General features: G+C 67.1%; 22 protein-coding genes and 5 pseudogenes. 11 read left to right on the top strand and 16 right to left on the bottom strand.

From position 1 onward, the window contains the following. Positions 1-59: 59 nt before the first annotated feature. Complete coding sequence (locus ACWD35_RS40350) at positions 60-185, bottom strand: hypothetical protein (RefSeq protein ID WP_451356330.1); 126 nt, start codon at positions 183-185, stop codon at positions 60-62. A gap of 779 nt (positions 186-964) precedes the next feature. On the opposite strand from ACWD35_RS40350, the gene ACWD35_RS40345 reads away from it, so the two are divergent. Further along, the gene (locus tag ACWD35_RS40345) at positions 965-1,360 is read left to right on the top strand and encodes a hypothetical protein (protein ID WP_451356329.1); all 396 of its coding nucleotides are present in this window, start codon (positions 965-967) and stop codon (positions 1,358-1,360) included. Here the strand turns inward: ACWD35_RS40345 and ACWD35_RS40340 are convergent. Beyond that, positions 1,347-1,595, bottom strand: a pseudogene (locus ACWD35_RS40340) (Tn3 family transposase); the annotation flags it as partial. The gene ACWD35_RS40345 and the pseudogene ACWD35_RS40340 overlap by 14 nt on opposite strands. Before the next feature lie 380 nt (positions 1,596-1,975). Between ACWD35_RS40340 and ACWD35_RS40335 the strand changes: the two are divergent. From ACWD35_RS40335 to ACWD35_RS40315, 5 genes and pseudogenes are all read left to right on the top strand, one after another. After that, positions 1,976-2,578, top strand: a complete 603-nt coding sequence (locus ACWD35_RS40335) for a DUF4328 domain-containing protein (RefSeq protein ID WP_451356328.1) — start codon at positions 1,976-1,978, stop codon at positions 2,576-2,578. Positions 2,579-2,744: 166 nt separating this feature from the next. After that, positions 2,745-4,016 carry an IS1380 family transposase gene (locus ACWD35_RS40330; RefSeq protein WP_451356327.1) on the top strand — a complete coding sequence of 424 codons (1,272 nt, stop codon included), beginning with the start codon at positions 2,745-2,747 and terminating at the stop codon, positions 4,014-4,016. 112 nt (positions 4,017-4,128) lie between these two features. Further along, positions 4,129-4,317: pseudogene (locus tag ACWD35_RS40325) on the top strand (IS110 family transposase); the annotation flags it as partial. A 25-nt stretch (positions 4,318-4,342) separates the two neighbouring features. Continuing rightward, positions 4,343-4,762, top strand: coding sequence for a DesA/ISL3 alpha bundle tail domain-containing protein (locus tag ACWD35_RS40320; RefSeq protein WP_451356339.1), 420 nt, complete (start codon positions 4,343-4,345; stop codon positions 4,760-4,762). A gap of 685 nt (positions 4,763-5,447) precedes the next feature. After that, a pseudogene (locus ACWD35_RS40315) lies at positions 5,448-5,570 on the top strand (IS630 family transposase); the annotation flags it as partial. Between the two features lie 219 nt (positions 5,571-5,789). Here ACWD35_RS40315 and ACWD35_RS40310 read toward each other — a convergent pair. After that, positions 5,790-6,254, bottom strand: a complete 465-nt coding sequence (locus ACWD35_RS40310) for a hypothetical protein (RefSeq protein WP_451356338.1) — start codon at positions 6,252-6,254, stop codon at positions 5,790-5,792. A gap of 138 nt (positions 6,255-6,392) precedes the next feature. Here ACWD35_RS40310 and ACWD35_RS40305 point away from each other — a divergent pair, with 138 nt between their 5' ends. Together ACWD35_RS40305 and ACWD35_RS40300 are read left to right on the top strand one after the other, a co-directional pair. Then, on the top strand, positions 6,393-6,866 hold the full coding sequence (locus ACWD35_RS40305) for a hypothetical protein (RefSeq protein ID WP_451356326.1): 474 nt from the start codon (positions 6,393-6,395) through the stop codon (positions 6,864-6,866). Beyond that, positions 6,863-7,408 carry a hypothetical protein gene (locus ACWD35_RS40300; RefSeq protein ID WP_451356325.1) on the top strand — a complete coding sequence of 182 codons (546 nt, stop codon included), beginning with the start codon at positions 6,863-6,865 and terminating at the stop codon, positions 7,406-7,408. The genes ACWD35_RS40305 and ACWD35_RS40300 overlap by 4 nt, the downstream gene beginning before the upstream one ends. Positions 7,409-7,497: 89 nt before the next feature. Here ACWD35_RS40300 and ACWD35_RS40295 read toward each other — a convergent pair whose 3' ends face one another. The 6 genes from ACWD35_RS40295 to ACWD35_RS40270 all read right to left on the bottom strand — a co-directional run bounded on the left by ACWD35_RS40295 (position 7,498) and on the right by ACWD35_RS40270 (position 13,325). Further along, positions 7,498-8,886 carry a Mucin-2 gene (locus ACWD35_RS40295; RefSeq protein ID WP_451356324.1) on the bottom strand — a complete coding sequence of 463 codons (1,389 nt, stop codon included), beginning with the start codon at positions 8,884-8,886 and terminating at the stop codon, positions 7,498-7,500. A gap of 264 nt (positions 8,887-9,150) precedes the next feature. Further along, positions 9,151-9,786 carry an SMI1/KNR4 family protein gene (locus ACWD35_RS40290; RefSeq protein ID WP_451356323.1) on the bottom strand — a complete coding sequence of 212 codons (636 nt, stop codon included), beginning with the start codon at positions 9,784-9,786 and terminating at the stop codon, positions 9,151-9,153. A 377-nt stretch (positions 9,787-10,163) separates the two neighbouring features. Beyond that, positions 10,164-10,424 carry an integrase core domain-containing protein gene (locus ACWD35_RS40285; RefSeq protein WP_451356322.1) on the bottom strand — a complete coding sequence of 87 codons (261 nt, stop codon included), beginning with the start codon at positions 10,422-10,424 and terminating at the stop codon, positions 10,164-10,166. After that, positions 10,421-10,699: a hypothetical protein gene (locus ACWD35_RS40280; RefSeq protein ID WP_451356321.1), complete on the bottom strand. Its 279-nt coding sequence runs from the start codon at positions 10,697-10,699 to the stop codon at positions 10,421-10,423. Before ACWD35_RS40280 ends, ACWD35_RS40285 begins: the two co-directional genes overlap by 4 nt. 613 nt (positions 10,700-11,312) lie before the next feature. After that, positions 11,313-12,650 carry a phage tail sheath family protein gene (locus ACWD35_RS40275; RefSeq protein WP_451356320.1) on the bottom strand — a complete coding sequence of 446 codons (1,338 nt, stop codon included), beginning with the start codon at positions 12,648-12,650 and terminating at the stop codon, positions 11,313-11,315. A gap of 81 nt (positions 12,651-12,731) precedes the next feature. Continuing rightward, entirely contained in the window at positions 12,732-13,325 is a 594-nt protein-coding gene (locus ACWD35_RS40270) for an isochorismatase family protein (protein ID WP_451356319.1), read from the bottom strand. Positions 13,326-13,836: 511 nt separating this feature from the next. Between ACWD35_RS40270 and ACWD35_RS40265 the strand changes: the two genes are divergently transcribed. Then, entirely contained in the window at positions 13,837-13,977 is a 141-nt protein-coding gene (locus ACWD35_RS40265; RefSeq protein WP_451356318.1) for a hypothetical protein, read from the top strand. A gap of 525 nt (positions 13,978-14,502) precedes the next feature. On the opposite strand, the pseudogene ACWD35_RS40260 reads toward ACWD35_RS40265, so the two are convergent. Further along, positions 14,503-14,736, bottom strand: a pseudogene (locus ACWD35_RS40260) (ATP-binding protein); the annotation flags it as partial. 231 nt (positions 14,737-14,967) lie between these two features. Here ACWD35_RS40260 and ACWD35_RS40255 point away from each other — a divergent pair. Beyond that, entirely contained in the window at positions 14,968-15,306 is a 339-nt protein-coding gene (locus ACWD35_RS40255; protein WP_451356317.1) for a restriction system modified-DNA reader domain-containing protein, read from the top strand. Between the two features lie 439 nt (positions 15,307-15,745). Here the strand turns inward: ACWD35_RS40255 and ACWD35_RS40250 are convergent, their stop codons facing one another. Then, complete coding sequence (locus ACWD35_RS40250) at positions 15,746-16,750, bottom strand: MerR family transcriptional regulator (protein WP_451356316.1); 1,005 nt, start codon at positions 16,748-16,750, stop codon at positions 15,746-15,748. A 3-nt stretch (positions 16,751-16,753) separates the two neighbouring features. Then, positions 16,754-17,425 (bottom strand): HEAT repeat domain-containing protein, encoded by a 672-nt coding sequence (locus ACWD35_RS40245; protein WP_451356315.1) that lies wholly within the window; start codon positions 17,423-17,425, stop codon positions 16,754-16,756. Between the two features lie 829 nt (positions 17,426-18,254). Here ACWD35_RS40245 and ACWD35_RS40240 point away from each other — a divergent pair. Then, positions 18,255-18,875 (top strand): hypothetical protein, encoded by a 621-nt coding sequence (locus tag ACWD35_RS40240; protein WP_451356314.1) that lies wholly within the window; start codon positions 18,255-18,257, stop codon positions 18,873-18,875. On the opposite strand, the gene ACWD35_RS40235 is transcribed toward ACWD35_RS40240, so the two are convergent. The 4 genes and pseudogenes from ACWD35_RS40235 to ACWD35_RS40220 form a co-directional block, all read right to left on the bottom strand. Beyond that, complete coding sequence (locus ACWD35_RS40235; RefSeq protein WP_451356313.1) at positions 18,865-20,460, bottom strand: hypothetical protein; 1,596 nt, start codon at positions 20,458-20,460, stop codon at positions 18,865-18,867. The two genes, ACWD35_RS40240 and ACWD35_RS40235, sit on opposite strands and share 11 nt — an antisense overlap. A 173-nt stretch (positions 20,461-20,633) precedes the next feature. After that, positions 20,634-21,332, bottom strand: coding sequence for a hypothetical protein (locus ACWD35_RS40230; RefSeq protein WP_451356312.1), 699 nt, complete (start codon positions 21,330-21,332; stop codon positions 20,634-20,636). 12 nt (positions 21,333-21,344) lie between these two features. After that, entirely contained in the window at positions 21,345-22,013 is a 669-nt protein-coding gene (locus ACWD35_RS40225; protein ID WP_451356311.1) for a hypothetical protein, read from the bottom strand. 17 nt (positions 22,014-22,030) lie between these two features. Further along, positions 22,031-23,827 (bottom strand): annotated as a pseudogene (locus ACWD35_RS40220) (hypothetical protein); the annotation flags it as partial.

The following is a 23,827-nucleotide window of genomic DNA, read 5'->3' as shown; positions in this document are numbered from 1 at the left end:
CGAACGGTGGTGGTCCGGGCCACCGCTGTGCACCTTTACCAGTGCCTGCGCGTCCTTGGCTACGGACGGTTAGAGACGTTGCCGGCTTGGACGCTGGTCTCAGCACCCGTGACGGCCGTGCCCGCGGCGACGAGCGCGGTAATGGCGAACGCGGCGGCCAGCACTGCGCCGATGCACTTCTTCACTGGATTCCCCCCTCTATTTCGGAGCCTCGTTCCAAGGCCCGATCCATGATCAACAACGGATACGGTACGGACTCGCCCCGACGGAAGCCACACCTCCACATGATCACCTCGCACGGCATCACGAACTGACCTCATAGCCTGACACGCAGGCCCGACCGCCAGCGCCGGACAGCAATGCGGCAGTCGACCGCTTCGTACAGGCGGACAACAGGCCTTGGTCTTGGAGGGGGGCCTGGTCGTGGCATCGAACTCCCCACGCCGCACACAGGCCGACCGATGAGCCACCAACTACACCGCAGCCATCTCCCCGTACATCACGGAGAACATCAACCGGTTCGGCAAGTACTCCACCCACGAGCTCGGGATCGAGCCGGAAGCCTACGCCCCCAAGCTGGACATGGACTCCACTCAGCTCCGCGAGCAGGAACCGGCCGCCGACGGCTTCGCACGGGCTGCCTGGCCCGGCCTGGTAGAACCTGGGTCAGCGCGGAGCTGACAGCGGTCACCGCCCGACGGCAGAATCAGGGTGAACATGACGGCACCGACCACGGCCTGGCCCTCGATTGACAAGCCGATGTTGCGTGTTGCGCCTCCCGGCATGCCTCGCGCCCCCGCAGTGCCCTTCACGCCCCCTGGGCTCTCCGTTTCCAGGCGAACGGCCCAGGGGATATTCCAGTCACCAATAGGCGATCCTTTTCGCCAGGGTCTCTCGATCCCATTCCGCAGCGATCCTGTCCGCGTTGAGTGGCATCTCACCCCACCTCCCACTGGAGGAAACCATGCCCAGGCGAATCTTCCGCATGCTCGCGGTGCCGCTACTTGTTACGGCACCGGTGGTGTACATCGCCCCCCTGGCCCACGCGTCCACCACAGTCACAATCGTCAATGCAGGCGAAGAGGGGCCAAGGTTCATCGGCGTCATCATTGACTACTCGTGCGACCCGGGGCCGGTCACACAGATGCAGGTCTTTTCCCTTCCTGGGGGAGCTGGGATCTTCAACTCCAGCAGCACTCCCGCGCTGGTGTGCGACGGTGCGGTCCACCGTGATGACTTTCCCATCCACAGTTTCGGCGCGCAGAGTGGAGACACAGTCACCGTGACCGCTGCTCTGGAGGATGCCGGTGGCAACACTGTCGGTGCTGCCACTGACACCGAGACTCTCACATTGTCGTAACAGACACCGTGCGACGGCGCCGCTCTTCCATCAGGTGATCCCGAGTGTTCCAGGCGTCCGTCACCGAAACAGGCCAGCCGCCCCGAACCGGGGCCCGCCGGAACCACCTACTCTCGATGACGGGCAGGTCGGTGGCATTGACCAGGATCTCGTCCAGCACGTAGCGCGCCTCGCGGTGCGTGGCCACGGTCACCTTCATGCCGAGGGTTGAGTGCTGGTCGCTGACGTGGGTGTAGGTGTAGCTGCACCGGCAGCGTGATCAACCCCCGAAGGACTTCCGGAGCCGACCACTAACCTCGCGCTTCACCAGCTGGGGTATCTGAGGCGTGATCAGAGAAGCGGGGAGTGCCTCTGATCTGGGGCGATGGGGCTTGTCCAGGGTCCTGTTCGTCGTCAGGAAAGGTGCACTCCTCAGGTGAAGAGAGCATCGGGGTACCCGCGTGTCCGCGTCGAGGTGATGGTCATGGAGTGCACTTACGGCCATCTGCCGTCGGGGACGTGCACCCCGCGACCGACGGCCCGAAAGTCGTACGCACGTGCGGCGAGTAGACTCTATGATCACTCCGCCCCAGCGTCCGCTGCAGCCACACACGCCTCCGAGGCAGGCCGAAGACGATGACGAGCACCGCCCGCAAAGCTCCCTGGATCCTTGCCCGCTCCGCGCAGGCGGCGATAGCTGCGGCCGCCGTGGCGGACGTGTTCCGCGTGGCGGCAGTCCGGGATCACTACCTGCACCACGCGGATGCGTCCCTGCATAAGTCGGGCTTCATCTCCAGGATCTTCCTCTATCTGATGACTCTCGCGGTCGTGCTGTTCCTCGTGTGGCTCGCCCGGTCCCGGCGCAACGCCCAGGAGCTGTCCCCCCGGGCCTCGGTCCCGAGTCGGGGCTGGACGATCGGCGCGTGGTTCATCCCGGTGGTCCACTTCTTTGTCCCTCGCCGGTTCGTCCTCGACATCGGGCGCGCGAGCTCCGCGTCGTGGGAGGAGAAGCGAGACACGACACTGGTGAACCTGTGGTGGGTCGCCTGGATCACGCACGCGGTGGTCCTCGTGGTGGGGGGCCGGGTGGCCCCGGGGTCGATGGCCTTCCTCGTGGTGACGGAGGCGCTCATGATCGCGGCGGCCGTGCTGCTGGGGCTCGTCATCGAGCGCATCACGGCGTTGCAGAGCGCCGCCCTCGGCGCCACCGTCCCAGTCGCACCTCTCGCCCAGGCGTGAGGCAGTTCCCTTGATGCGCTCCCCCACAGCGACGTGATTTGCTGCGCGCGTGACCGGCATTACCCTAGCCTCGGTTCTACGTACGAGCTGTCCGAGGCTTGATCAAAAAGACGAGAAGTGCTCCTGAACTGCAACGATGGGACTTGTCTAGGGTTCAGTCAGTCGCGTGGAAAGCAGCACCTCTCAGGTGAAGAAGAGTATTGGGTTGTACCCGCGTGTCCGCGTCAAGGGCGGTGGCAGTCGGGTGGTCTCGCAGGCCGGGGCGGTGCTGCTGGTCGAGACGGTCCGCAAGTCCGGCTTGGACGCTGCGATATCGGCAGCGCTGGCGCCGTGGCGCAAGTCGCGGACGGTGCACGATCCGGGCAAGGTCCTGCTGGATATGGCGCTCGCAACGGCTTTGGACGGGGACTGCCTCGCGGATGTCGCGATGCTGCGGGCCGAGGTCGACGTTTTCGGCCCGGTGGCATCAGACCCCACGGTCTCCCGGCTCATCAACGACCTCGCCGCCGCCGGACCGAAGGCGCTCACCGCGATCCGCATGGCGCGAGCCGAAGTACGGTCGCGGGTCTGGGAGTTGGCCGGTGAAGACAGTCCGGCCGCCGGTGGCAGCGTGATGGTGGACATCGACGGCGTGCTGGTCCTCGCGCACTCCGAGAAGCAGGACGCCACCGCGACCTGGAAGGAGACCTTCGGCCATCATCCGCTCGTGGCGTTCGTCGACCACGGCCAGGCCGGTTCCGGGGAACTGGTGGCCGCGCTTCTGCGGCCCGGCAACGCAGGCTCTAACACCGCGAGCGATCACATCGCCACCACCGGGCTCGCCCTGGCCCAACTCCCCAGACACCTGCGGCGAAGCCGGCAGACACTGATCCGCACCGACTCCGCCGGCGGCACCCACGCCTTCCTCGACTGGCTCTCCCGCCGGGGCCGGTGGCTGTCGTATTCCGCCGGAATGACCATCACCGACACCATCCACCAGGCCGTGGTGAAGATCCCGAAGAAGGCGTGGACACCGGCCTACGACGCTGGCGGCACCGAGCGGCCCGGCGCCTGGGTCGCGAAGATCACCGACATCCCCGACCTGAGCACGTGGCCGAAAGGCATGAGTCACCCGGCTCCGATCCGGGTGACCTGCCGGACATCGAACCGCCGCCTGCAAAGAACATGTCGCCGATCGAAGCCCGTATCCGTGGACGTCACGCCATCGTCCACGTCCTCCTCGACCAAGGCCACGGGATCCGGGAGATCGCACGCGAGTTACACATGGGTGGGAACACGGTCCGCCGATGCGCCCGCGCGGCAACCCCGGAGGAGTTGCTCAGTGGCCGACGGCAACCACGGCCCAGCCAGCTGGATCGCTACAAGCCCTAATTCGTCGGTAGCGGTACCGACGCGGCTTCTCGGAGCACTGCCGGACTGTGCGAGTGCGGGACTGTGACGCCTTCCTGGACCCCGGCTGACGAAGCCTCCACTGAGAGCGGCGCATGACCCCGTACTTGTGAGCATTGGGGCATGACGCCTTACGTCATCCTGGCCCCGAGCCCTCGCGGGAGACCGGCCCGGGTCCCCGTGCTCATGCTGGTGGATACCGTCGCCGGCGTGAACAAGGAGACTGGCACGCAGCCGCCGAGCGGCACCTGTTCAACTGCATGATCGGGCAGCTCTACCACTGCCTCCAGACCGGCGAACTGTTCGATGAGCTCATCGCATTCCCCTCCCAACTGGCCGCAGCAGCTTGACAACTTGGCATCGTGAGATGTCTACCTGGATAGCCGCTGGGCTGAAGGCCACACCAATGCGGTTCACCTGCACGCTGAGCTGAAGAAGCTTGGCTACCAGGGCAGCTACCAGATCATCAGTGACTACCTGCGGCCGCGGCGCCGACGCCGTATCCGCGTCGTCGGGCCCGCGCCGCCTGGGGTCCGGCAGGTGACCGGGTGGATCATGCGACACCCCGACCGACTCTCGGAGAGTGAGGGCTTGCAGCTGACCGAACTCCTCACCCGTTGCCCTGAGCTCGCGGCAGCCCGCCGTCTCGTCCGCAGTTTCGCCGAGATCCTCTCCACCCGCACTGGCCAGCATCTGAAGGACTGGGTCGTCAGCGCGCGTGCCGAGGAACTTTCTGGCCTCCAGTCCTTCGCTACCGGCCTGGAGAAGGACTGGGACGCCGTCATCCAGGCCTGACCACTCACTGGAACTCCGGTCCCGTCGAAGGCCGGGTCAGCCACATCAAAATGGTCAAGCGCCAGATGTTCGGCCACGCCAAACTCCCGCTCCTCCGTAAGCGGGTATTGCGTACCGCCGCCCGATGACGGCCCTGCTCAGACAGGACGCAGTCGCCGGAGTGCGCACTCCGTCGGCCAGCAGAGCGCTCGCACGAACACGTTCGTGACCATGAAGTAACCCGGACTCACCCAACCGTCCTCTTTGCTGGCGAGCCCTGGACCGCCCTCGCGGTAGTAGCGACGCAACATGCGGCGGCGCAACGGAGCCCCAGCCACCAAGAGGACCGGAGAGGCGACGACTGCACCGACGGTCACGGCGAGCCGGACTGCCTGGATCCTGACCACACTCTCTATCCTCACGGCTCCAGTCTGCCGATCCGAAATGACTCGTCCACCGCTCTCACGGAATGTGTGCCAGAACCGAGAACGGTTCTGGCACAGATCTTGGGGAGCCGTCGCGGAGAGTCATCTCGGTGTTCGAATGCGCTCGTTGATTGGCTGTTCAAGGGCTCGGCAGTCAGGTGACGGATGAACCAGCTTGGGGTGTTCCGCTACGTACCGATCGCCGTGGATCGCCAGCATCGCCCAGTGCCACGCCTCGTCGTGAAGGATCAGCCTGCGGTTCGACGCCTCAGCCGATTCGTATGGGGGGCGCTGCGGGGCGTAAGCGCCGTGAGTCGGTACGGATGCAGGCGGCCGAGCTGTTCGAGCAGGGCATCAAGCCGTTGGAGGTGGCGCGGCGTCTGCGGTTGGGCCGGAAGTCCGCCCGCGCACCCTGAACGCACCGCCGAACTCCCCCGGTAACCGGCCTCGCTTCACAGGTCGTTGGGGGACCTCCAGACACCTTTGCCGGGACATCCGGCCCGTGGGCCTTGATGTCCCGGAGGTTGGCAAGGTCAGCCGATTCCGGTGACTGGCAGGGCCGTGGTCCAGTTGTTCCTGATAGCGCTGACCGATCGTGCTCCCAGCATGCTCGTACTGTGCCTTCACAAGGCGATCGGCCGGTATCCGAGGGCAGTGTCGACGATCTGCTGTGCCGAGGCGTGCTGCAGGTCGGTCGGCGGATGGAAGATCAGGTCGCTGATCCGGGGATGCGGCACGTTGGCTTTGAGAAGTCGCAGGTAGTAGTCGCTGTCCGGGCTGCCGGCGAGGAGGCGGCCGACGATCTCCACCAGCTCGCCGGTGGTGATGTCCCCGATCCGGGGGCGAGCCGGCCTGGCGGCCTCAAGCGCGAACTCGACCAGGTCCCTGCTGCCGTCGTACTCAGCGAAGTCGAAGGCCTCGTAGGCGTGGCCGGTATTTGCGTTGAATGCTCTGATCTCCTCATCCGCGCCCTCTGCTCCACAGAGCAGCAGGCTGGCGATTCTGTCGATGTCACGGCAGAGCTCGTCCAGCTGTTGTCGGCTCACCGGCGGGGGCATCAGTTCCGGGCGCAGGTCCACGGCCCGCATTATGCCGCCGGCCTCCGCCCCCGCACTGCAGGACGCGACCATGCGGCGGGAGGCCAAGACCGAGACCTCTTTCATCGCGTCTTCGCCCAGGCCTCCGGTAAGGGCGCTCGGTCACCGTGCGTGGTCGCCGGGTGCGTAGTGGCGCCAGGTCAGGCCAAGGCCCTGCTGGACCACGAGCACACCCGGATGCGCATCGGGCAGGTCGCCGTCCCCTTCGGCATCTGCGCCGAACCCAGCAACGTCAAGGCCAGCGGGCACGCCTGCCCGTTCCGGTTCCGTTGCCTGGGCTGCGATCACTTCCGCACGGACCCGTCCTACCTGCCCGGCCTGCGAACCTACCTGGACACCCTGCTACGGGACCGGGAACGCCTTGCCGCGACGAGCGAACTCGACGAATGGGCCCGCACCGAAGCCACCCCGTCAGACGAGGAGATCACCCGGCTGCGGCACCTCATCCGCAGAGTCGAGACCGACCTTGTCAGCCTGTCCTCGGAGGACCGCGAGCAGATCCGGGAGGCTACCGCGACCCTGCGCAAGAGCCGCACCGGCCAACTCGGCATGCCCATGGCCGGACCGCCCGCCTCCAACCTCCAACTCGAACGCGACGCATGAACCGACCATCACCGACCGGCTCTCTCGCCCAGGCCCGCGCCGACGACTCCGCCCACTGGCGCCGCCGCGTCTTCAAGGCCCTCGACGACCTCGCCAGCGACGGCCAACCGATCGGTGTGTCCGCCGTCGCGCGCCTGGCGGGCGTTCACCGCAGCTTGATCTACCGGCACAGCGACCTGCACGCCGCCGTGCCCGCCCGCGCTGCCCAACCGCCTGACGGGCCCACCGGCCCACAAGCCAGCCGCCAGTCCCTGCTGGCCGACCTGGCCAACCTCACCGAACGCAACACCCGGCTGGCCCGGCACATCACCCAGCTCGAACGACGGCTGTCCGAAACCCTCGGCCAGGACGCCTGGCGCGCCTCCGGGCTCGGTGCGCCCGGCGACATCGACGCCCTCCAGCAGCAGGTGGTCCGACTCGAACAGCAAGTCGCCGACCTCAATACCCAGCTCGCCGAACGCGACGAAGACCTGGAAGCTGCCCGGGCCACCAACCGGGAATTGATGACCCAGCTCAACAGCACCCCTCACCGCCCCCGCTGACCTGCGAACCCAGTTATCAACCGCCTGGGACTGGTCGGTGGATCGCGGCTTTCGCTTTGGGGTGCGAACGTGACGGTTCTGCTCGGCGGTCAGGCGGGAACACCGGCCCGGTTCAGGACGGCGGCCATCTCGTCCTCGGGGAGCGCCGGGTTTTCACCCGCGCTGGACGCCAGTTCAGGGACATGAAGCGCCTCGCAGAGCCGGTGGAGCGGCAGGCGCGGGTCGCCGGCCGCCGCCTGGCGCGTCCAGACCGCGGGGTCATGGCTGAGCCGTTCGATCAATGCGGGCGTGGCGGCCGGGTCCCGGACGGCCAGCCGACGGTAGTTCCCGTCCGGGTGGTCCGCGTAGCGCGCGGCGAGACCCTCGCGGGGGAAACGGGGGTGCGTCTCCGCCATCCAGGCGGAGAACGTCCCACCGAGCCGCGCGTACACACGCATCAGGACCTCCTCCGGGGTGTCGGGGTGGTGCACACTCAAGAGGTCCTCCACCAGGGGGTCCTCGGTGCGCGCGAGCAGGCGCACGAGGTCGGGCGGCAGGTGGGGGCTTTGGGCGGCAGTGCGCGGGAGCAGCGGGTGAGCGGAGGTCGCGGCCCGTCGCAACACCTCGGGGTCGGCGAACCCGTTCCGTACCCACTCCACGTCCCCCCTGTCGAACGCCCCCACCGTGAAGTCGATCGCCATGCGCCGCGTCTCGCCCAGTTCAGGCCTGAGAGAGACAGCGAGCCGTACTGTCTCGTCGGGGTCGACGGCGAGCCGCTCCACGAGGTCGGTGGGCAACGAGGGATTCTCGGCGAGGGCAGCCAGGTGCGTCCGCTCGGCGACACACCGTTCGGCGTCGGCGCGGTGCAGGAAGCCGCGGCGCAGCGCCTCGGCCGCGGACTTCGGATCGCGGAGCAGTTCGGCGGTGACGTGGGCGTCGCGTCGGCACTCCCACAACGCGGCGGCCCGTCGCACCTCGGGGTCAGGGTCGGCCAGCAGAGCTGACCGCTCGCCCGGCGCCAGGATCTCCCATGCACGCACCGCGCCCCGGCGCGCCGCCGGATCATGGTGCGTAGCCAGCGAGGCCACGAACGACGGCACCAGGTGGGGCGAGTCCAGCAGAGCCGCTCGTACGGAAGCATCTGGGTCGTCGAGCAAGCGGGCACATACGGCGTCCGGCAGCGGCGCGACCACCGTACGCGGGGTGCGCCACTCGGGTCCGTACGCGAGAGCAGCCCGCACCTTGGGGGAGGGGTCGTCCACAAGCCGGGCCCGCTGTGCAGACTCGGCCCTGGTGCTCATCACGAAGTCGATCCGGGCGCACGGGTCCGGGTGGGCCAGGATCACTGCGACGGCCGGCTCGGGCAGTCCGGCTCGCTGGAGGGCGTAACGCGGAGCGTCACTGGCACCGTCGAAGGCCAGCAAGCGCAGCAGCAGCGGTGTCGGCAGCGCCGGATTGCGGGCGACTCCGTCCAGCGCGGATGCGTGGAACGCCACCATGATTCCCCTACCCCTGTGTCTTCCCCGATTGGTCCGCGACCATGATCTCCCGTATGTCCGTCAGGAACCACCAAACGGCACCAGCTGTCCGGCCGGGTCTGCGGTGTCCGGGTACCGGGAACTCGGCCATGCCGAGTGACATCGGGTCCTTGCCATGCACGACATCTGTCGGCCACCGTTCCACCCGCCTTTGAGACTTTGGCCAGCACAGACGCCGATCGCATGGAAGGTGCCTAGGCCGCCAGCCCAACAGAAGCGACATGGTCAGCGAATGTCGTTGAGCCAGTCGCCCGGGATCAGCTCACGGACGCGGTCGAGGTCTTCTGCCGTCCGGCCGCGGGCGAGGATGGCCGCGCCGTCATCATCGCGCAGCAGCACGTCTCGGCCCAGGAACCACCGGGTCTCCTCGCCGATGGGGTACGTCGGGAACGGCAGTCGGACGGAGTTCGTCTCCAGCAACTCGACACTGTCGTCATCCGGGTCGAGGAAGTCACAGAGCTCTTCATCAGCCTGGAGCGACTCGGACAGAATAATTTCGACGAAGCAGAGGGAGAGACGCTCCAGCCACTGCTCCCATCGCTCGGCGCTCTTGTCGGCAAGGTCAAGCCGAATGAACACCGCAGGATCGTCCTGTTGAAGGCCGTCGAGGAGGACGCCCCAGGATGCGGCTCCCTGGTTCTCGTGCCGAAAGACCAGAGCCTCCTTGGCGTCATCCACGTACAGGTCGGCCGGTCCGAGCAGCACATCATGGTTGCTGGTGAGGTCCCGCCGGCGCCCGAACAGCAGATACGCCTCGCGCAACGCCGCCGGCAGGCGGACACCCAGCCGCTCCTCGGCAGCGACCAGATCGTCCTCATGCACCACTTCGGCTTTCAACGCCTCTGGCAAGAGACGCAGCAAGATCGAACTGTTGTGTCATGCCAGGACGATAGCCGTCCCGCTCATCAGTCCTCTCCGCACCCCGACACGCCGACCAGGTGTTCTCGGAACTCAGCAACGTTCTGAACCCGCTTGATCAACATCTGTTGCTCGAACTCGGCATCAACCGTTCTCGCCTTATGCCGACGAAGCCAGGTGTCCGCACTGCAGGCGCGGGCATACGAGCGGCCCCGATGCCGGGCGGTATCGGGGCCGCCGACCCGCACAGGTCCCGCCGCGGGGGGGCACCGGAACTCGCACGCATCGCCAAGACAACGCACCCTGTGCGTGCAGGTCACGCCTCCAGCCGGACACCCGTCCTGTCCGGCCTGTGCCGCTCGAAAGGTCGTCGCTGCAGGTCACGCTGCGTATCTGTACTCGTTGATGAGGCCGCCAAGGATCCGGGTTCGCAGCAGTTTGTGAGCGCCGACGTCTACCGCGGTGGGCTGGTCCTGGGCGTCGGGTGGTAGCTGGTTGCGGGCCTGGTGGGGCCGGTGCTCGTTGCGGTGTCTCTGGTAGGCGACCAGGACCTGCCGAGCATGTGCTTCGTCCAGGATGAGAACGTGGTCGAGGACCTCGCGGCGGATGCCGCCGATGACGCGCTCGCAGTGGGCGTTCATCCGAGGCCGTCCCGGTCGCGCAGTAGGAATCGCAGGGACTCCATGCGTACGCCGAGGTCCGCGGCGAGATTCCTCGCCTGCTGCAGCGTCCATTCCCGCGTCGGGTGGGACGTGACGCCGGTGATGTGCAGGCGTCGGGTGCCGTGCTCGAGGAAGGCCGGCGCGTACAGCCGCCTGCCGAGCGCAGTGTCCATGTGGAAGAAGTCCGCCGCGATGATGCCCTCGGCCTGGGCGGTGAGGAACGCGCGCCAGGCCGGGCCGGAGCGACGTGGCACCCGGGTCGATGCCCGCTGCGTAGAGGATCTCCCACACTGTCGAGGCTGCGATCCGGTGCCCGAGCTGAGCCAACTCGCCCTGGATCCGTCTGTGGCCCCATCGCGGATTCTCTCTGGCGAGTCGGAGTACGAGCTTCTTGAGCGCCATGGCGGTGGGCGGACGACCGGTGCGCCTGTGCGTGCTGTAGTCCCACTTCGCCGCGATGAATCGTCGGTGCCAGCCGAGCAGGGTGCCGGGCGTGACTGGGAAAACGTCGCGCCGACAAGGCTGAGGTAACAGGCCGGGGAGGGCGGCGAACCAGAATCGATCGGCTGCCTCGTAGCGGACCGGGCCGGCCAGCTGCCGGCGCAGCACTGCGTTCTCGTGCCGCAACACGAGAAGTTCCGCGTCTTTCGCCGCGTTGCTGCGAAGCAGCGCCGACGGCAGGGAGAGCAACTTCGCGGGTCACCTTGTACAGAAGGGACACGATCACCCGGACATGCTCCCAGCCTACGAGCCATCACCGCTCCTACCAGCGGCGGTGAATTTTCGAGCGGAACAGGGATTGAAGACTGACGATGCTATGCCGCTGTTGAGGTCCTGACTGCCGATGTGCACCGTCGATGGGTGGCCTCAGACGTTCCCGCCGGGCTGGCCGGCGACCAGGGTGACGGTGAACTCTACGAACTCGGCGGGTCGCACGGGTGCGACGCCGATGTCGCAGACCATCTGACCGGCGTCGATCGTCGTCTGCATGTTGTTCGTGTTGTCGCAGATCACGTAGAACGCCTCTTCGAGGTTACGCCCCAGAAGCGCCCCCTGCCGCCACTGGTCGGTCAGGAAGCTGGTGACAGATTGCCGGAGTGCTGCCCGCAACCGGTCGTCGTTCGGCTCGAACACCGCCCACGTGCTGGACTGTTGGATGGAGGCGGAGAGGAACGAGACGAGGCGCCGGACATTGAGGTAGCGCCAGTCGCGGCTGCTGGACCGTGTTCGCGCACCCCATACCAGCAGCCCCCGGTTAGGGAAGGTGCGCAGGCAGTTGACGCCCTTGTCGTTGAGGTCCCCGTTCTGGTCGTCGGTGAGCACGTTGGAGAGGTCGAGGACACCGCGCAGGTTCTGGTTGGCCGGCGCCTTGAACACGCCGCGTTCGGCGTCCGTACGGGCCCAGACCCCTGCCACATGGCCCGACGGAGGCACTGTCCGCGGCACCCCGTCCACCCCCGGGACCTTCACCCACGGGTAGTAGAGCGCCGTGAGCGCCGCCTCGTTCGTGTCGGGTGAGGCGAGCGTGTCGACGAATTGCTTGAGCAGGTCGACGGACTGGTCGGGCGGCGTGTCGACCACTGCGAGCCTGTTGCGCTGCTCGGCGCAGTGGGCAAGTACCTTGTCAATGAGTTTCTTGCCGGTCGGCAGGTCCGGTTGCGGCGGCGTCGCGCTCTCGGTGGCGGCCACGGTCATGTCCCAGAGGCTGGGCACAGCAACCATGGTCACCTCGGGGACCGTCTCCAGCCCGCCCAGCCCCGTACGCTCGTCGGCGTCACCGGCCAGTGCAGTCTCGGTCACTGTCTGGTCCGGGCTGAGGAACCCGACCACGTAGCAGGACCCGCCGCCATTGGCGAAGAACCCATACACCGCCTCGGCCAGCGTGAAGCACCGCTGGAGCACCTGGATCCGCTTGAACTCCACGGGGGTCAGGTCCTGATTGTTGCTCTGCTTCTTCAGCAGGACGGCCAGTTCGCCGCCCAGCTCGACGATGCTGTAGCGGTCGGCGAACTCCTGCCAGCCGTGGATCGGCTGCGGAACGACCCGTTCGCTCGCGCCGAACGGGCGGGTAACCCGTTCCTTGGCGCCGTTGCTCGGCGCCTCGGTGTACCCGAGGAACGCGGGGGTCGACGTCCCCGCCTCCACGATCATGCGTACGCCGCTGGACCTCTCGGTGACATAGACACCCGGGGGCCTCTTGTCCATCGGTGCTGCTCCTCTCGACCGGCTGGCACTACTCGACGGTGATGTCCGCGTAGGCGAAAGGCGTCATCCGCAGGTGAACGGTCAGCCGAGGACCACGGGTTCGCCGGTCAGTGTGATGCCTGCCTGGTGCATTTCGTCGATGGCGTTGTCGGTGGTGTCAGCGGCGACGCCGGCGGTGTAGTCGAGCAGGACGCGGACGGCGAAGCCGGCTTTCGCGCCGTCCAGCGCGGTGGCCTTCACACAGTGGTCGGTGGCGATGCCGACGACGTCGAGGTCGCTGACGCGGCGCACGTGAAGCCATTCGGCCAGGGATGTGCCGTCATGGGCCGAGCCTTCGAAGCCGCTCTTCGAAGCGGAGTGCGCACCCTTGTAGAAGACCTCGTCGACGGCCCCGGAAGCAGCGGTCGGCGCGAAGTTCGGGTGGAATTCGCCGCCCTCGCTTCCGACGACACAGTGCACGGGGAAGGAGTTCTGGAAGTCCGGGTGGTCAGAGAAGTGGCCGCCCGGGTCGATGTGGTGGTCGCGGGTGGCGACGACGTGCGCGTAGCCGTCGCCGGCCGAGCGCCGGACAAGGTCGGCGATGGCACGGGCCCGGTCGGCGCCGCCCTTCACGGGGATGCTGCCGCCTTCACAGAAGTCCTTTTGAACATCGACGACGATCAGTGCTCGGCGCACAGCGCAGTCCCTTCCTCGCGGAATCGGTGCTTGGATGGCTTCCCGTTCCGCTGTGGTCGGCTGCATCACAGCCTGGCCGTTCACCCGTTCGGCCGGGTCAGCTGGGCGTGGTCAGCTCGGCGGTGCCGCGCAGAACCGGGCCACGTCCGCCTGGATGAAACCGATCCCCGGGTCATCACTCACCCGCACACCCTGGCGGTCCAGATCACACACTGTCAAAACTTCTGACAGCAACGCCGGTTCATGGTGCCTCCAGCTCCGAGGTCCGGATGCTGCAGGTCACCGGCGTGGACCCGGTGGCCCAGACCGTCAGGCTCGGCAAGCGACCCCACCCCGTTCCCTTGGACTCGGCCTCCTGGACCGTGATCCAACGGTGCCTGGCCCACCGCAAGGCATGGCCGACGGCCAACCCCCCCACATGATGGTCACCGAAGGAACAAAGGCCGGGCGGAACCCGGCCTCAACTGCCTATCTCTCTCATGTCCTTGGCGGCTGCGGACACCCACCCCGGATGATCCGCAGCACCCGCCTCGTCGACCTGGTGAACACAATGGATCCCAAGCTTGTTGCCGCCGCCTTCGGGATGAACCCCGAGGCCACCCTGATCTACCTCGCCGACCACGTGGACCCCGGGCGACGGCCGCAGCCGTGAACGACTATAAAATCGCTGGGCAGGACACATGGGCGGCCTGCAGAATCGGCAGCATGCCGCGTTTCTTGTGTGACCATTGCCGACATTCACTCACTGGACCGGTCACCAAGGTCAAAGTGCCACCGCTGGTCCCAATGTCGCAGGTCCCCGGCGTCCGGACACGGCCAGCGCGGATGCCCCGAGGCACCTATGCTCCGAACTTCCGGCTGAGGGATTTCGATAACGACCTCCCTGGCTTCATCGTCCATCCTGACGACGTCACCGGCGCCGACCAGCACCCCGACATGATGCGATCGATCGGCTGTTGCCAGGGTCCTGCTGGCGGTAACGGCCTCAACCTTGTCTGCTCAGGCTGCGGAGCCGAGGTCGCCACCCGACAGGCAGACTGCTATACCCAGGACCAAGTGGTAATTGAGCCTGCTGCAGTCTGCCTTTCCTTCGCCGACGACTGATCCCACGACGCGGCACGGCCGAACCCGCGATGTTTCGGCGCTGCCTGATACAGGTTCGCCGGAACATGTGCGCTTTACTGAAGGTCTTGTTCGAGGTCAGGATGATCGAGCCCTCTTCGCAGCGTTTGGAGACCACCTGGAAGACCAGGTTGGCCTCCGCGCGGGCGAGGGGCTGGTAGCCAACCTCGTCCAGGACGAGGACCGCGGGCCGCACGTACGTGCCGAGCTTATTGGTCAGGCGTCCGGCGGCTTCGGCGGCGGTGAGGTTACGGACCATGTCGTCGAGGCTGGTGAAGAAGATCGAGTGCGGCTGTGAGGGGCAACTTCTACATCGACTCCCGCAGGTGCCGGCCGACCTCGGCCCGCTCCGGGGCGCAGCCCAAGAGGGCTGCCGCGCCACCGGCCGCTTCCGTACGGGGACCTTGTCAGGTATTCGCGGACGATCGCGTTGCCCGCCAGCCACCACACGCCAAGTACCACCATAAGCAGGCGGATTGAACGTGGTGGCGCCTGTGCGTGCCGACAATACCGTCACCCTATGCGACCTACGCGTACTCGTGGGCGATCGCGTTCATCCGGGGCACGCCCGGCAGAATGGGCACCCCACGGCCCGCTGGCCGATCTCATGCAAGGGGGCCTGCTGAAGGCGGGCACGGTCCTGTCCTTCCACCATCGCTCCAACCGGTCCGGACGCGCCGTGGTTACGCCCGATAGCCAGTTGGTCGTTGATGGCCATGCCACTCCGTACCCCTCGCCGTCCAAGGCGGCAGAGGCAGTGACCGGAAACGTGATCAACGGATGGACGGTGTGGCACGTGGAGGATGGGCGCACACTCGATGTCCTGCATCGCGAACTGGAGTCGCGCAACCAGCAGTAGTCGCACTTCCTGAGCTGTAGACCCGTCCCTGCGCCGGGGCACCACAAGCGGTGCCCCGGCCAGATCGTGAGCCGCCGTGGAGGAGCACGTGAACTCGCCGCACCGTCGCCGTCTCGGGTTCCTCCCGGCGCAGGCCCTGCGCACGGGCCCCGGCCGCATCTCCTGCAGCAACTACCGTCGGTGACTGGTCCGAGGAGGTCCTGACCGGCGCCGTCCTGCCCGGCGTTCTGGACGGCGCGGTGCCCCAACCCGGCCCCGCGCAACGGATCTTCGACCAGGCGTCCTGACCGCCTGCTGGATTTTCTCGGTGTACTCGATGCCGAGTTCATGGGCGGCCTCAACAGCTCAGCGCGCGCCACCCGTCCCCCTTCGGTGGACGGTGATAAGTCCGGGACCTTCCGCCCCGCGGGCCGCGTACGCGGCGCCCAGGAGAGATCCGTCACCGGGCGTCGCGTAGCTGAAGAAGGTACGCCGCAGCCAGCGCAACGGCACGGTCCCGGTCATGCGACAGCTCCACGAGGGCACGTGACGCCGTGGTCCCCGGGATGTCCGCCAGCGCCTGGGTCAGCCGTCCGCGTGCAGGCGCTTCAGTGGTGCCGTGGGCGAGGCGGTCGACGAGCCTGGTCGCGATCTGATCCGCTGTCGCGGTGTCGCTCGCCAGCGCGCTCAGTGCATCGGCTGCATCGGTGTCGTTCCTTCCCTCCACGATCATGTCGATGAGCGTCGGGACCGCATCGGCCACTCCACGTGTCCCGAGCGCCAGAGCCGCATGCCCGCGCACCGCGATGTCGGGGTTCGCGAGGGCGTCGCGCAGCCGCGCGGTGGCCTCATCACCGGGCATCTCGGCGAGGGACTGAACGGCACGTTCCCGCACCGCGGCTACCGATGAGCCGAGGCCCTCCGCGAGCAGTTCCGGGCCGCCGTTGCCCGATCGTGCCAGCGCCCATCGAAGGGCTCCGGCGACGTTCGGCTCCGTCTCGCTCAGCGCCGCCTCGACCAGGGCCTCCACCGGCACCGGAACCTCGTCGACCGAGGAAAGGGCAGCGCGCTGGCGCGCGTCGGCGCTCTTCGACCCAAGTGCCTGGAGGAGCCCAACGACCTGGAGAACGTCCTCCCAGCCGGCGGGTTCCGCGGCATCGATCCGACGGAGCCGCGTGAGCAGCTCGGTCTCGGCCGCGAGGCGTTCGCGCGTCTGACGGATGAGGTCGTCGACGATCGCCGAGGGCGTGAAGCCGGGATCGTCGAGCGCGCGCCCGATCTCACGCAGCGACAGCCCCAGCGACCGCAGGCTCTCGATATGGAAGATCCGCCGGATGTCCTGGCCGGAGTACTCCCGATAGCCGGAGCCCGTACGACCCGAAGGCCGCACCAGGCCGAGCGACTCGTAATGCCTGAGCATGCGGGCACTGACGCCGGACCGTCGCGCCACCTCACCGATCAACACTTCCTATCGTCCCTCCTGGTCTGAGCCGCCGAGGGCCAGGATGCGCTTCGCCTCCTCGATCGCGAACTCGAATCCGGCATCCGGGTCGCGCAGCAGCCGTTCCGTGGCAAGCGCGTGCGCGCGCACGCGCGGGTCAGGGGCCGTCGTCGCAGGACGCAGAGCCGGCAGAATCACTTCACCCAGCGCGACCAGCGCCCGGCTGAGACTCAGCTGCGTCTCCCGCTCACCGCGTCCGAGCTGCGTCGCCAGCACCGCGGCCAAGGCGGACTCCTCGCCTTGCGGCACGAGCAGGACCGCGGCCCGCCACGCGCTCCGCGCCACCTCGTCGTCGGCGTCGGACAGGAGCACCCGTGTGATCGCCGGCCACGCCTGCCGGTCCCCGATCTTGGACAGCGTATGCAGCGCCTGGCTCCGTGCCTGAGCACGCTCCGAGCGGAGTTCGCGCAGCAGCTCGGGGAGCGTCATGGACACCGGGTGGCGGGTGAGTGCCCAGGTCAGCATGTCGCGGACGAAGAACTCGGGCTCGATCGCGCATCGCTCGATGAGCTTGTCGACGAAGCGCGGGTCAGGCGTCGTGCCGACCGCCAGAGCGGCCCGCAGTCGCACGGACGGGCGGCAGTCCTCCAGCCCCTGGAGCGCTCGTATCGGATCCATGTCCTGTCTCGTCATGGTCATCGGGACCACCTCCTTGGCAAGCAGTGAAGGCCTTGTCACCGTGTCAAGGTCAAACGGGGCTCGCTGCGCGATCACCAGTCACCTGCGCTGTGTACCCAGCGTGCTCTTTGAGCACTGTGCATCGTGCCGTCACCGCCCTCTGGCTCCGGGAGGCCCAGGTCAGCGGTACCTTCCACGCCCTGCAGGCCAACCATGATGCTCCCCCGGGCCAATTGAAGTGCCAAGAGGTCCTAACAAAGGCGTCGGACGTGTCTGTCGGAAAGAAGCCGCTACCTCGCCTTTGGCCAACTTCGGCGAGCGAACCGTTGACATAACGGAGCCGGGCCCCGCGTGACTTGGCGGGCAGACACCGTCTTCGCGCAGGGTTCCGGTTCTCGGAGCCGATGTGTTCGGCAAACCAGACCCACAGTTCCGCAGGTGACAGCGGGCCACTTCGGCTCATCGACGACCGAGCAACATAGCGCTGCGTCACCACCTTGCGACGAATCTCGCCAACCAGCGGGCAGCGGACTCGCCAACCGCGATGCACTGCAGTGAGCTGACCAGCCACCAACCTACCGAAGGACGCCAACTGTCGAGCAGAGGCGCAGGATTGACGGCGCAGATCAGCGGGTCTTGGGTGGAGGGCCACGTCACCATCGCCAGCTGGCAGGGCGCACAAAGTCGCCACCTCACGCCCCCGGCGCGCGCCAAAAGCGCGCTGACGCGCCGATACGCAAGGGTTTGCAACCACCCGCCATAGCCGACGGGAAGCACACCTCCACTAAATTCGAAGATCCGATATGACGAACCTCACCCAATGCCGGTAAATCCTTAGGAAGGTGCTGCAGTGCGTCTGTTCGCCGATCACGTCTCGGGTCCGCCGTCCGCTGAGCGATTCGCCGGGCCGCTGTGGTTGCGGGAGCGGCCCGGTGGACTCAACGAGATCGAATGGCGGCTACGTCCCGATTTGCCTGCTTTTGTGCTTTACCACGCCAGGATGACGTCGTCGATGTCCCTGTTGTTGGCCTGCTGCGGCAACGCGTTCGACTCGACGTTGGCCGCGATGAGGGAGGGCGCCGAGGAGCATTTGCCCATGGAGATGGTGAAGCACTGGACGTCCTTCGCGCACATGGTGGCCAATGGGCAGCGAGGTGATCTCTCCGATCTCGGGATCACGTTGGTCACCGACCCCGTTGACGGTGTGAAGGGCGGTTGTGTCGCCACGATCGTGAGCCCGCGCGGGAGTGAGAGTGAGCTGAAAGACGCCCTGACCCGGGTGATCAGGGGAGCGGTCTCCGCGATCGGGGAAGGGGTCGAGGCAGCTGAGCGTTCACCCCGGATCCACAGCCTGCTGGCCCGGCAGTCGGATCACGCGGTGCTGGACGACCGACTGGAGGCCATCGCCGCGACCGGGTTTCGTTTCGGCGACACCAGGTCCTTGCTCGACCGGGACTGGCCTACAGAATGAACAGTGGCCTTCCGTCGCGAACGGTGTACAGCGGGTTGCCGAGCTTGTCGACGCCGGTGCGGCGGATCAGGTCCATCGCTTCGTCGAACGTCTCGGCGACGCCGTGGATGTCGCGGTCCTCCTCGAACAGCCGGCGCGCGGTGTCCAGGTCTGGCAGCGCACCGATGGACATGACCAGGCCGCCCCAGGCCAGCGCGCGGACGTAGCGGATCCGGTCGAACACGCCGGCCAGCCCGGCAGGCGTGAGGATCGCGACGGACTTGGCGACCGCATCGAGGTCGGGAGCGCGGTGCTCCATCGCCGCGATGAGCACCGCGGCCGCCAGCTGGGTGAACACCTCGGTGGCACCGGTGGCACGATCCCGCGCGATCTCCAGGGGATAGATCACGCCGGACGCCTGCGTGGCGACGTCGCGCAGCAGCGTGAGCAGTTCCTGGGCCTCACCTTGCGCCCGGGACAGGGCGGCCCGCGTGCTGTGGAAGGAGTGCCGCCAGTCCTCGCTCGCGTCGTCGGAGAACCAGTACACGGGCATGTCGTCGCCGATCGACAGCTCGATCGCGGCGCAGCCACTGTGGGCGTCGATGGAGACGTTGACGTGGCCATCGGCCACCGTCCCGATGGGCAGTCCGAACGCGTACGTGCCGGTCATGACCACCTGCTCGCCGTCGGTGACGGTGTACCGGTCGTGCTCGTCGACGGCGACCGTGACCGGGTGGCGGCCGAGTGACAGCACCGTGCGCTGGAACATCAGCGCGACGTTCCGGACGAGGTCCTCGTCCGGAGCGCGTTCAAGCGTTTCGTCGTGCAGCGCGATGAGCCGGTCCGCACCCAGGTCGGCGGTGGCGTCGTCGACTTCCCACCGCCGGTTGCCGTGGCGCGCCCATGCGTCGAACTTCGTGTACATCTTCCGGTCGCGGTTGCTCGCGAGGAACTCATCGAGGTTCGCGGCGTGGTCCGCGCGGCCGAAGTCGATCACCCGCCGCACGAAGTACTCGATCATCTGGTCGACCGCGCGTTGACTGTCGTCCTCGTCGAGTAGATGGGCGATCAATCCGAGGTCGGTGTACAAGTACTCGATGGCGTAGGAGAAGAACAGCTCGGGGTCGCCAAGGCGGGCGTCGACGCCCATGCCGGCGCTCCACAGCGCTTTCACCAGGAGATAGCCGGGCAGATAGCCGCCGTCCTCGGGATCGGTCGGCCGGACGAGGACATCGCAGCGGCGGGTCACGACCTGCCGCTGCCGACGCGTCGAACCGAGGACGAAGTCGAGCATATTGCGGGTCACCGCGTCCCGGCGCTCCTCCGGTTCGAAGGACGCGATCACGCCGGGGCCGAAGTAGTCGGCGACCCGGGCCAACACCGGGCACAGCCGGGGCAGCGTGCCGTGCGACGACAGGTCGAACTCGGCAAACAGCGCCAGTCCCTCGGCGAGCGGGCGCTGGAGCGCGATGAAGGCCTCGTACCGCATCATGGCTCCGGTGATCCGACGCGCGAGATCCTTGTCCCGACGCCCGCCGCGGTAGGCCGCCGCATCGGTCAGCGCGCGCTGGTGCAGCAGGCTCACCGCCAGGCCGACAGTGTTCATGAAGCACCAGTGGTGGGTCGCCTCGTGCAGGAAAGCCGGCAGGCAGTCGGGCGAGATGTGCCGCTGGATCAGGCCCTGGACGTGCTTGCCTGCCCGGAAGGACGAGATGGCGGTCTCGTTGGTGATGGGATTGATGAAGCTGCGTCCGCTCAGCGCCGACGCGAAATGCTCGCTCAGTTCTCGTCACCGACCATCTTGTCCCAGGGAATTCCGGTGGCGGAGGCTAGCTCCTTCACCAACGCGGAATCGATGGGCTCGCTTGACGTGTCCCGCCACTTCACGGTCCTCCGCTCGATCCGGCCATCGGGATGCTCGATCTCAATAACCTGCTCGAACGACTTGCCCCGGTGTCGGTACAGCAGATAGCTGACCATCCCCTTGAGCGCAATGGCGGAAGCGACCAACTCAACAGTCACCACGCCGAGATCGCCGAAGCTCCCCTCTGGCACGGGCTCGTGGTGGAACGCGATCGCCCCGCGGTCGACGAACTCGCCCAGCTCGAGGGCATCGGACCTGGACAGTCCTGATAAGCGGAGCTTGCTTGCTGACACGGAAGTCTCCAAACAACGCACGGCGGAGCGGCATCGTACCGCGCGCGATGGCGTTGCCGTACGGCGTTCGAACAGCTGGTGGCGGGCTCGTTCGAGCTGCCGGCGTTCTGCACGCACAACGACCTGGCCACTGCGATTCGCGACCGGGTCAACGACGAGATCTTCGCCCAGGCGATGGCCCGGTATCGAGGACGTCGTCGACGAGGGGGAGCGGATCGCTGTCGCGGCGGCGGCGAAAGCCGCGACGCAGGCAACCAGAGCCGCGCTGCCCGTGCTGATCGTGCCGTCGGCACCGAGCCGCACAGTAAGTCCCTGATCCACGGGGAAAGACCGTCAGAGGCGGCCCGTCAGCCGGCTCGGGTCGTTGAAAAGGGGCTCGATGTCCTCGGGACTGGTCACCAGCAGATGCTCCAGTTCGTCGGGGGTGATGCCGATGTGGCCTCCCTCCGGGTTGCCGGTGCGGGTCAGGCCGGGACGGGACAATCGGTGGCGGTCACCGTGCAGGTAAAAGGCGAACGGCAGGCCCGCCTCGTGCAGCGCCCGGGTGAGGGACCACTCCCGTTCCTCCGAGGCGCGCACGTCCACGCCCTTGGCGCGCAGCTCAGGGAGGACATACCGGTACGACGCCTCCGACAGAGGGTTCCCCGTGACGTCGATCCAGCCCAGTCCGGTGCACTCCAGAGTGGGCGAGAGATCCGAGACGAGGCCACGTTCCACGTTCAGCGAGAGCAGGGAGGACACCGTGCGGACCGACCTGATGTCGCGGAGGTCGCTGTCGGAGACCGTGACGCTGGAGAGGTCGGTGAACCCGCCGAGGTCCGGAAGGTCGCCGGACCCGTAGCCGGACAGGACCAGGACTTGGAGGGACCGACAGCGTTCGAGCCCGGAGATGCCCCGGGCATGCGGAATCCCCAGGGTCACGATGCCGTCGAGCTCCTCGTCCCCGAACGGCTCCGGGTGTCCCACCTCAAGGGAGATCGCTCGGGCGATCGCGGGATCCATCGGCCCTCCTTTCGCGATCATGCTTTGAGTTTGGCCTTGGCGCGCCGGAAATCATTCCGCACGGCCTCGAAGGCCGCCTCTTGCCGGGTGCCGAGTTCGGTCAGCTTGAGTTCCAGGAACGAGCCCGCTTGCACGCGGAAGAGCGCGTCCACGGGCTGGTCGAGGAGAGTGGGTGAGACGTTTCCGAGGTCGCCGCTCCAGATGAGTCTGAAACCGGACACTCCCGCCTTCGCGTCGCTGTCCAGGATATCGAGCAGCAGTTCGACGAACGCCCGGGCGGTGCCTGACTTGTTCTGCATGTACAGGTTGCGGAGGCCATCGTGGAAATCCTTGGTGCCGTTGGTGAGGGTCGACTTGCGCTCCCTGGTGTAGAAGGTACCCACGTGGGCTCCCAGCGACAGGGCTCCCTCGGTGTCCAGAACACGCCAGATGACGTGATTCGTCGGTGACCGCAGGGCGTCCTGCAGGCGCAGCCAGTCCAGCCCCTTCTCGAGGTCGCCCTTCTCGTGGTGGCCGATAGCGGACTCGACCACCTCCAAAAGGTAGTCCGTGGGAATCCACTCGTGCTTCCCGTCGTCGAGGTCACGGAAGCGGCCCTTGACGAACTCGCGGCTGGGGGTGTCATTGTCCCAGAGGTCACGGAACTTCGCCCAGGTGATCGTGCCGACTTGACCCGCGCGCACCAAGGTCTCCAGGAAGACCCGCAGGCCATTAGCCTTGACCGCGGCCACCAATTCCTGGTCGGCGTCGGCCTCCCGGCCGGGGAACGGATCCCAGCGACCGTAGTGCGAGCGGTCGGGGAGGAAGTCCATCTCATCGAGGATCTCCACCGTGTTCTTGTCGCCCGCCGCGCTGGTTTTCCCGGCGGACTTGAGATTCCTCAACGCGCCCTCGTCGCCGCCGAGTTTGTCGATGAAAGTGCGGCGAGTGGTGGAGCCCTTCTTGAACAGATATTCGGTGACCGTGCCTTTATCGAGCGCCGCACGTGGATGTGCTTTCCTGAACACGGCTACGTCTTGGGCCTCGATGTACGCCAACGCCGCAGATTCGGTGTTGTTCACCACGGAGCGGTCCCACACCGCTTTGCCCGCGGATCCGACCTTCGCTTTGCAGAGAATCTGCGACCACCAGTACTCGTGGACCTGCTGCGCGAACTTCTTCCCGGCTTCGGTGAATCGCAAGTCCAGAGCCGCCGGATCGGAGTCGGCGTTCGGATTGATGGTCAGTTTGACGTGGTACAGCTCCCCGGACTTGACGAGGCGTATCGAGGTCAGCCGGTGCCGCCGCTTGATGCCGGGAAGACCCTTTCGGACGGACCCCACGGTCGCGGACTCCCCGTCGATGAGTTGGTTCGCCTCGCGCAGGGCGGCGTCCAGGGCGCGCTTCTGGTCCGCCGGGGACCGTTTGTCGGGACGCTTCTTCTTCGGGTCGCGCCTGCGCTTCGGCCTGCGCCGGTCAGGACGACGCCGCTGGTCCGGACGCTTCCGCCGACGTGGGCTGCCCGGCTGCTTCCGGTCCGGGCGGCGCTTCGGCTTGGGCTTGGGCTTCTTCTTGGCGTCCAACTTCGCCTTGATCTTGGACCAGAGCTTCTTCACCAGGCCGACGATCTTGTCGATCACCCAGTCCACCGCCCGGTCCACCGGCTTGGACATCGCCTGGACGATCTGCTTGACCTTGGCGGCGATGCCGCCGACGCCGAGGAGGGAGGCGAGGAAGCCGAGCAGGACGGGGATGGAGCGGGCCAGGGCGCCTTCGATCAGGGCCGGGACGCCGCCGCTGCCGCCGCGGGCGATCGCGATGACCGCATCCAGGAC

This window comes from Streptomyces sp. NPDC002671 (genome assembly GCF_053592475.1).
The sequence above is the reverse complement of the archived record's forward strand: the minus strand, read 5'-3'. Positions and strand labels throughout refer to the sequence as shown.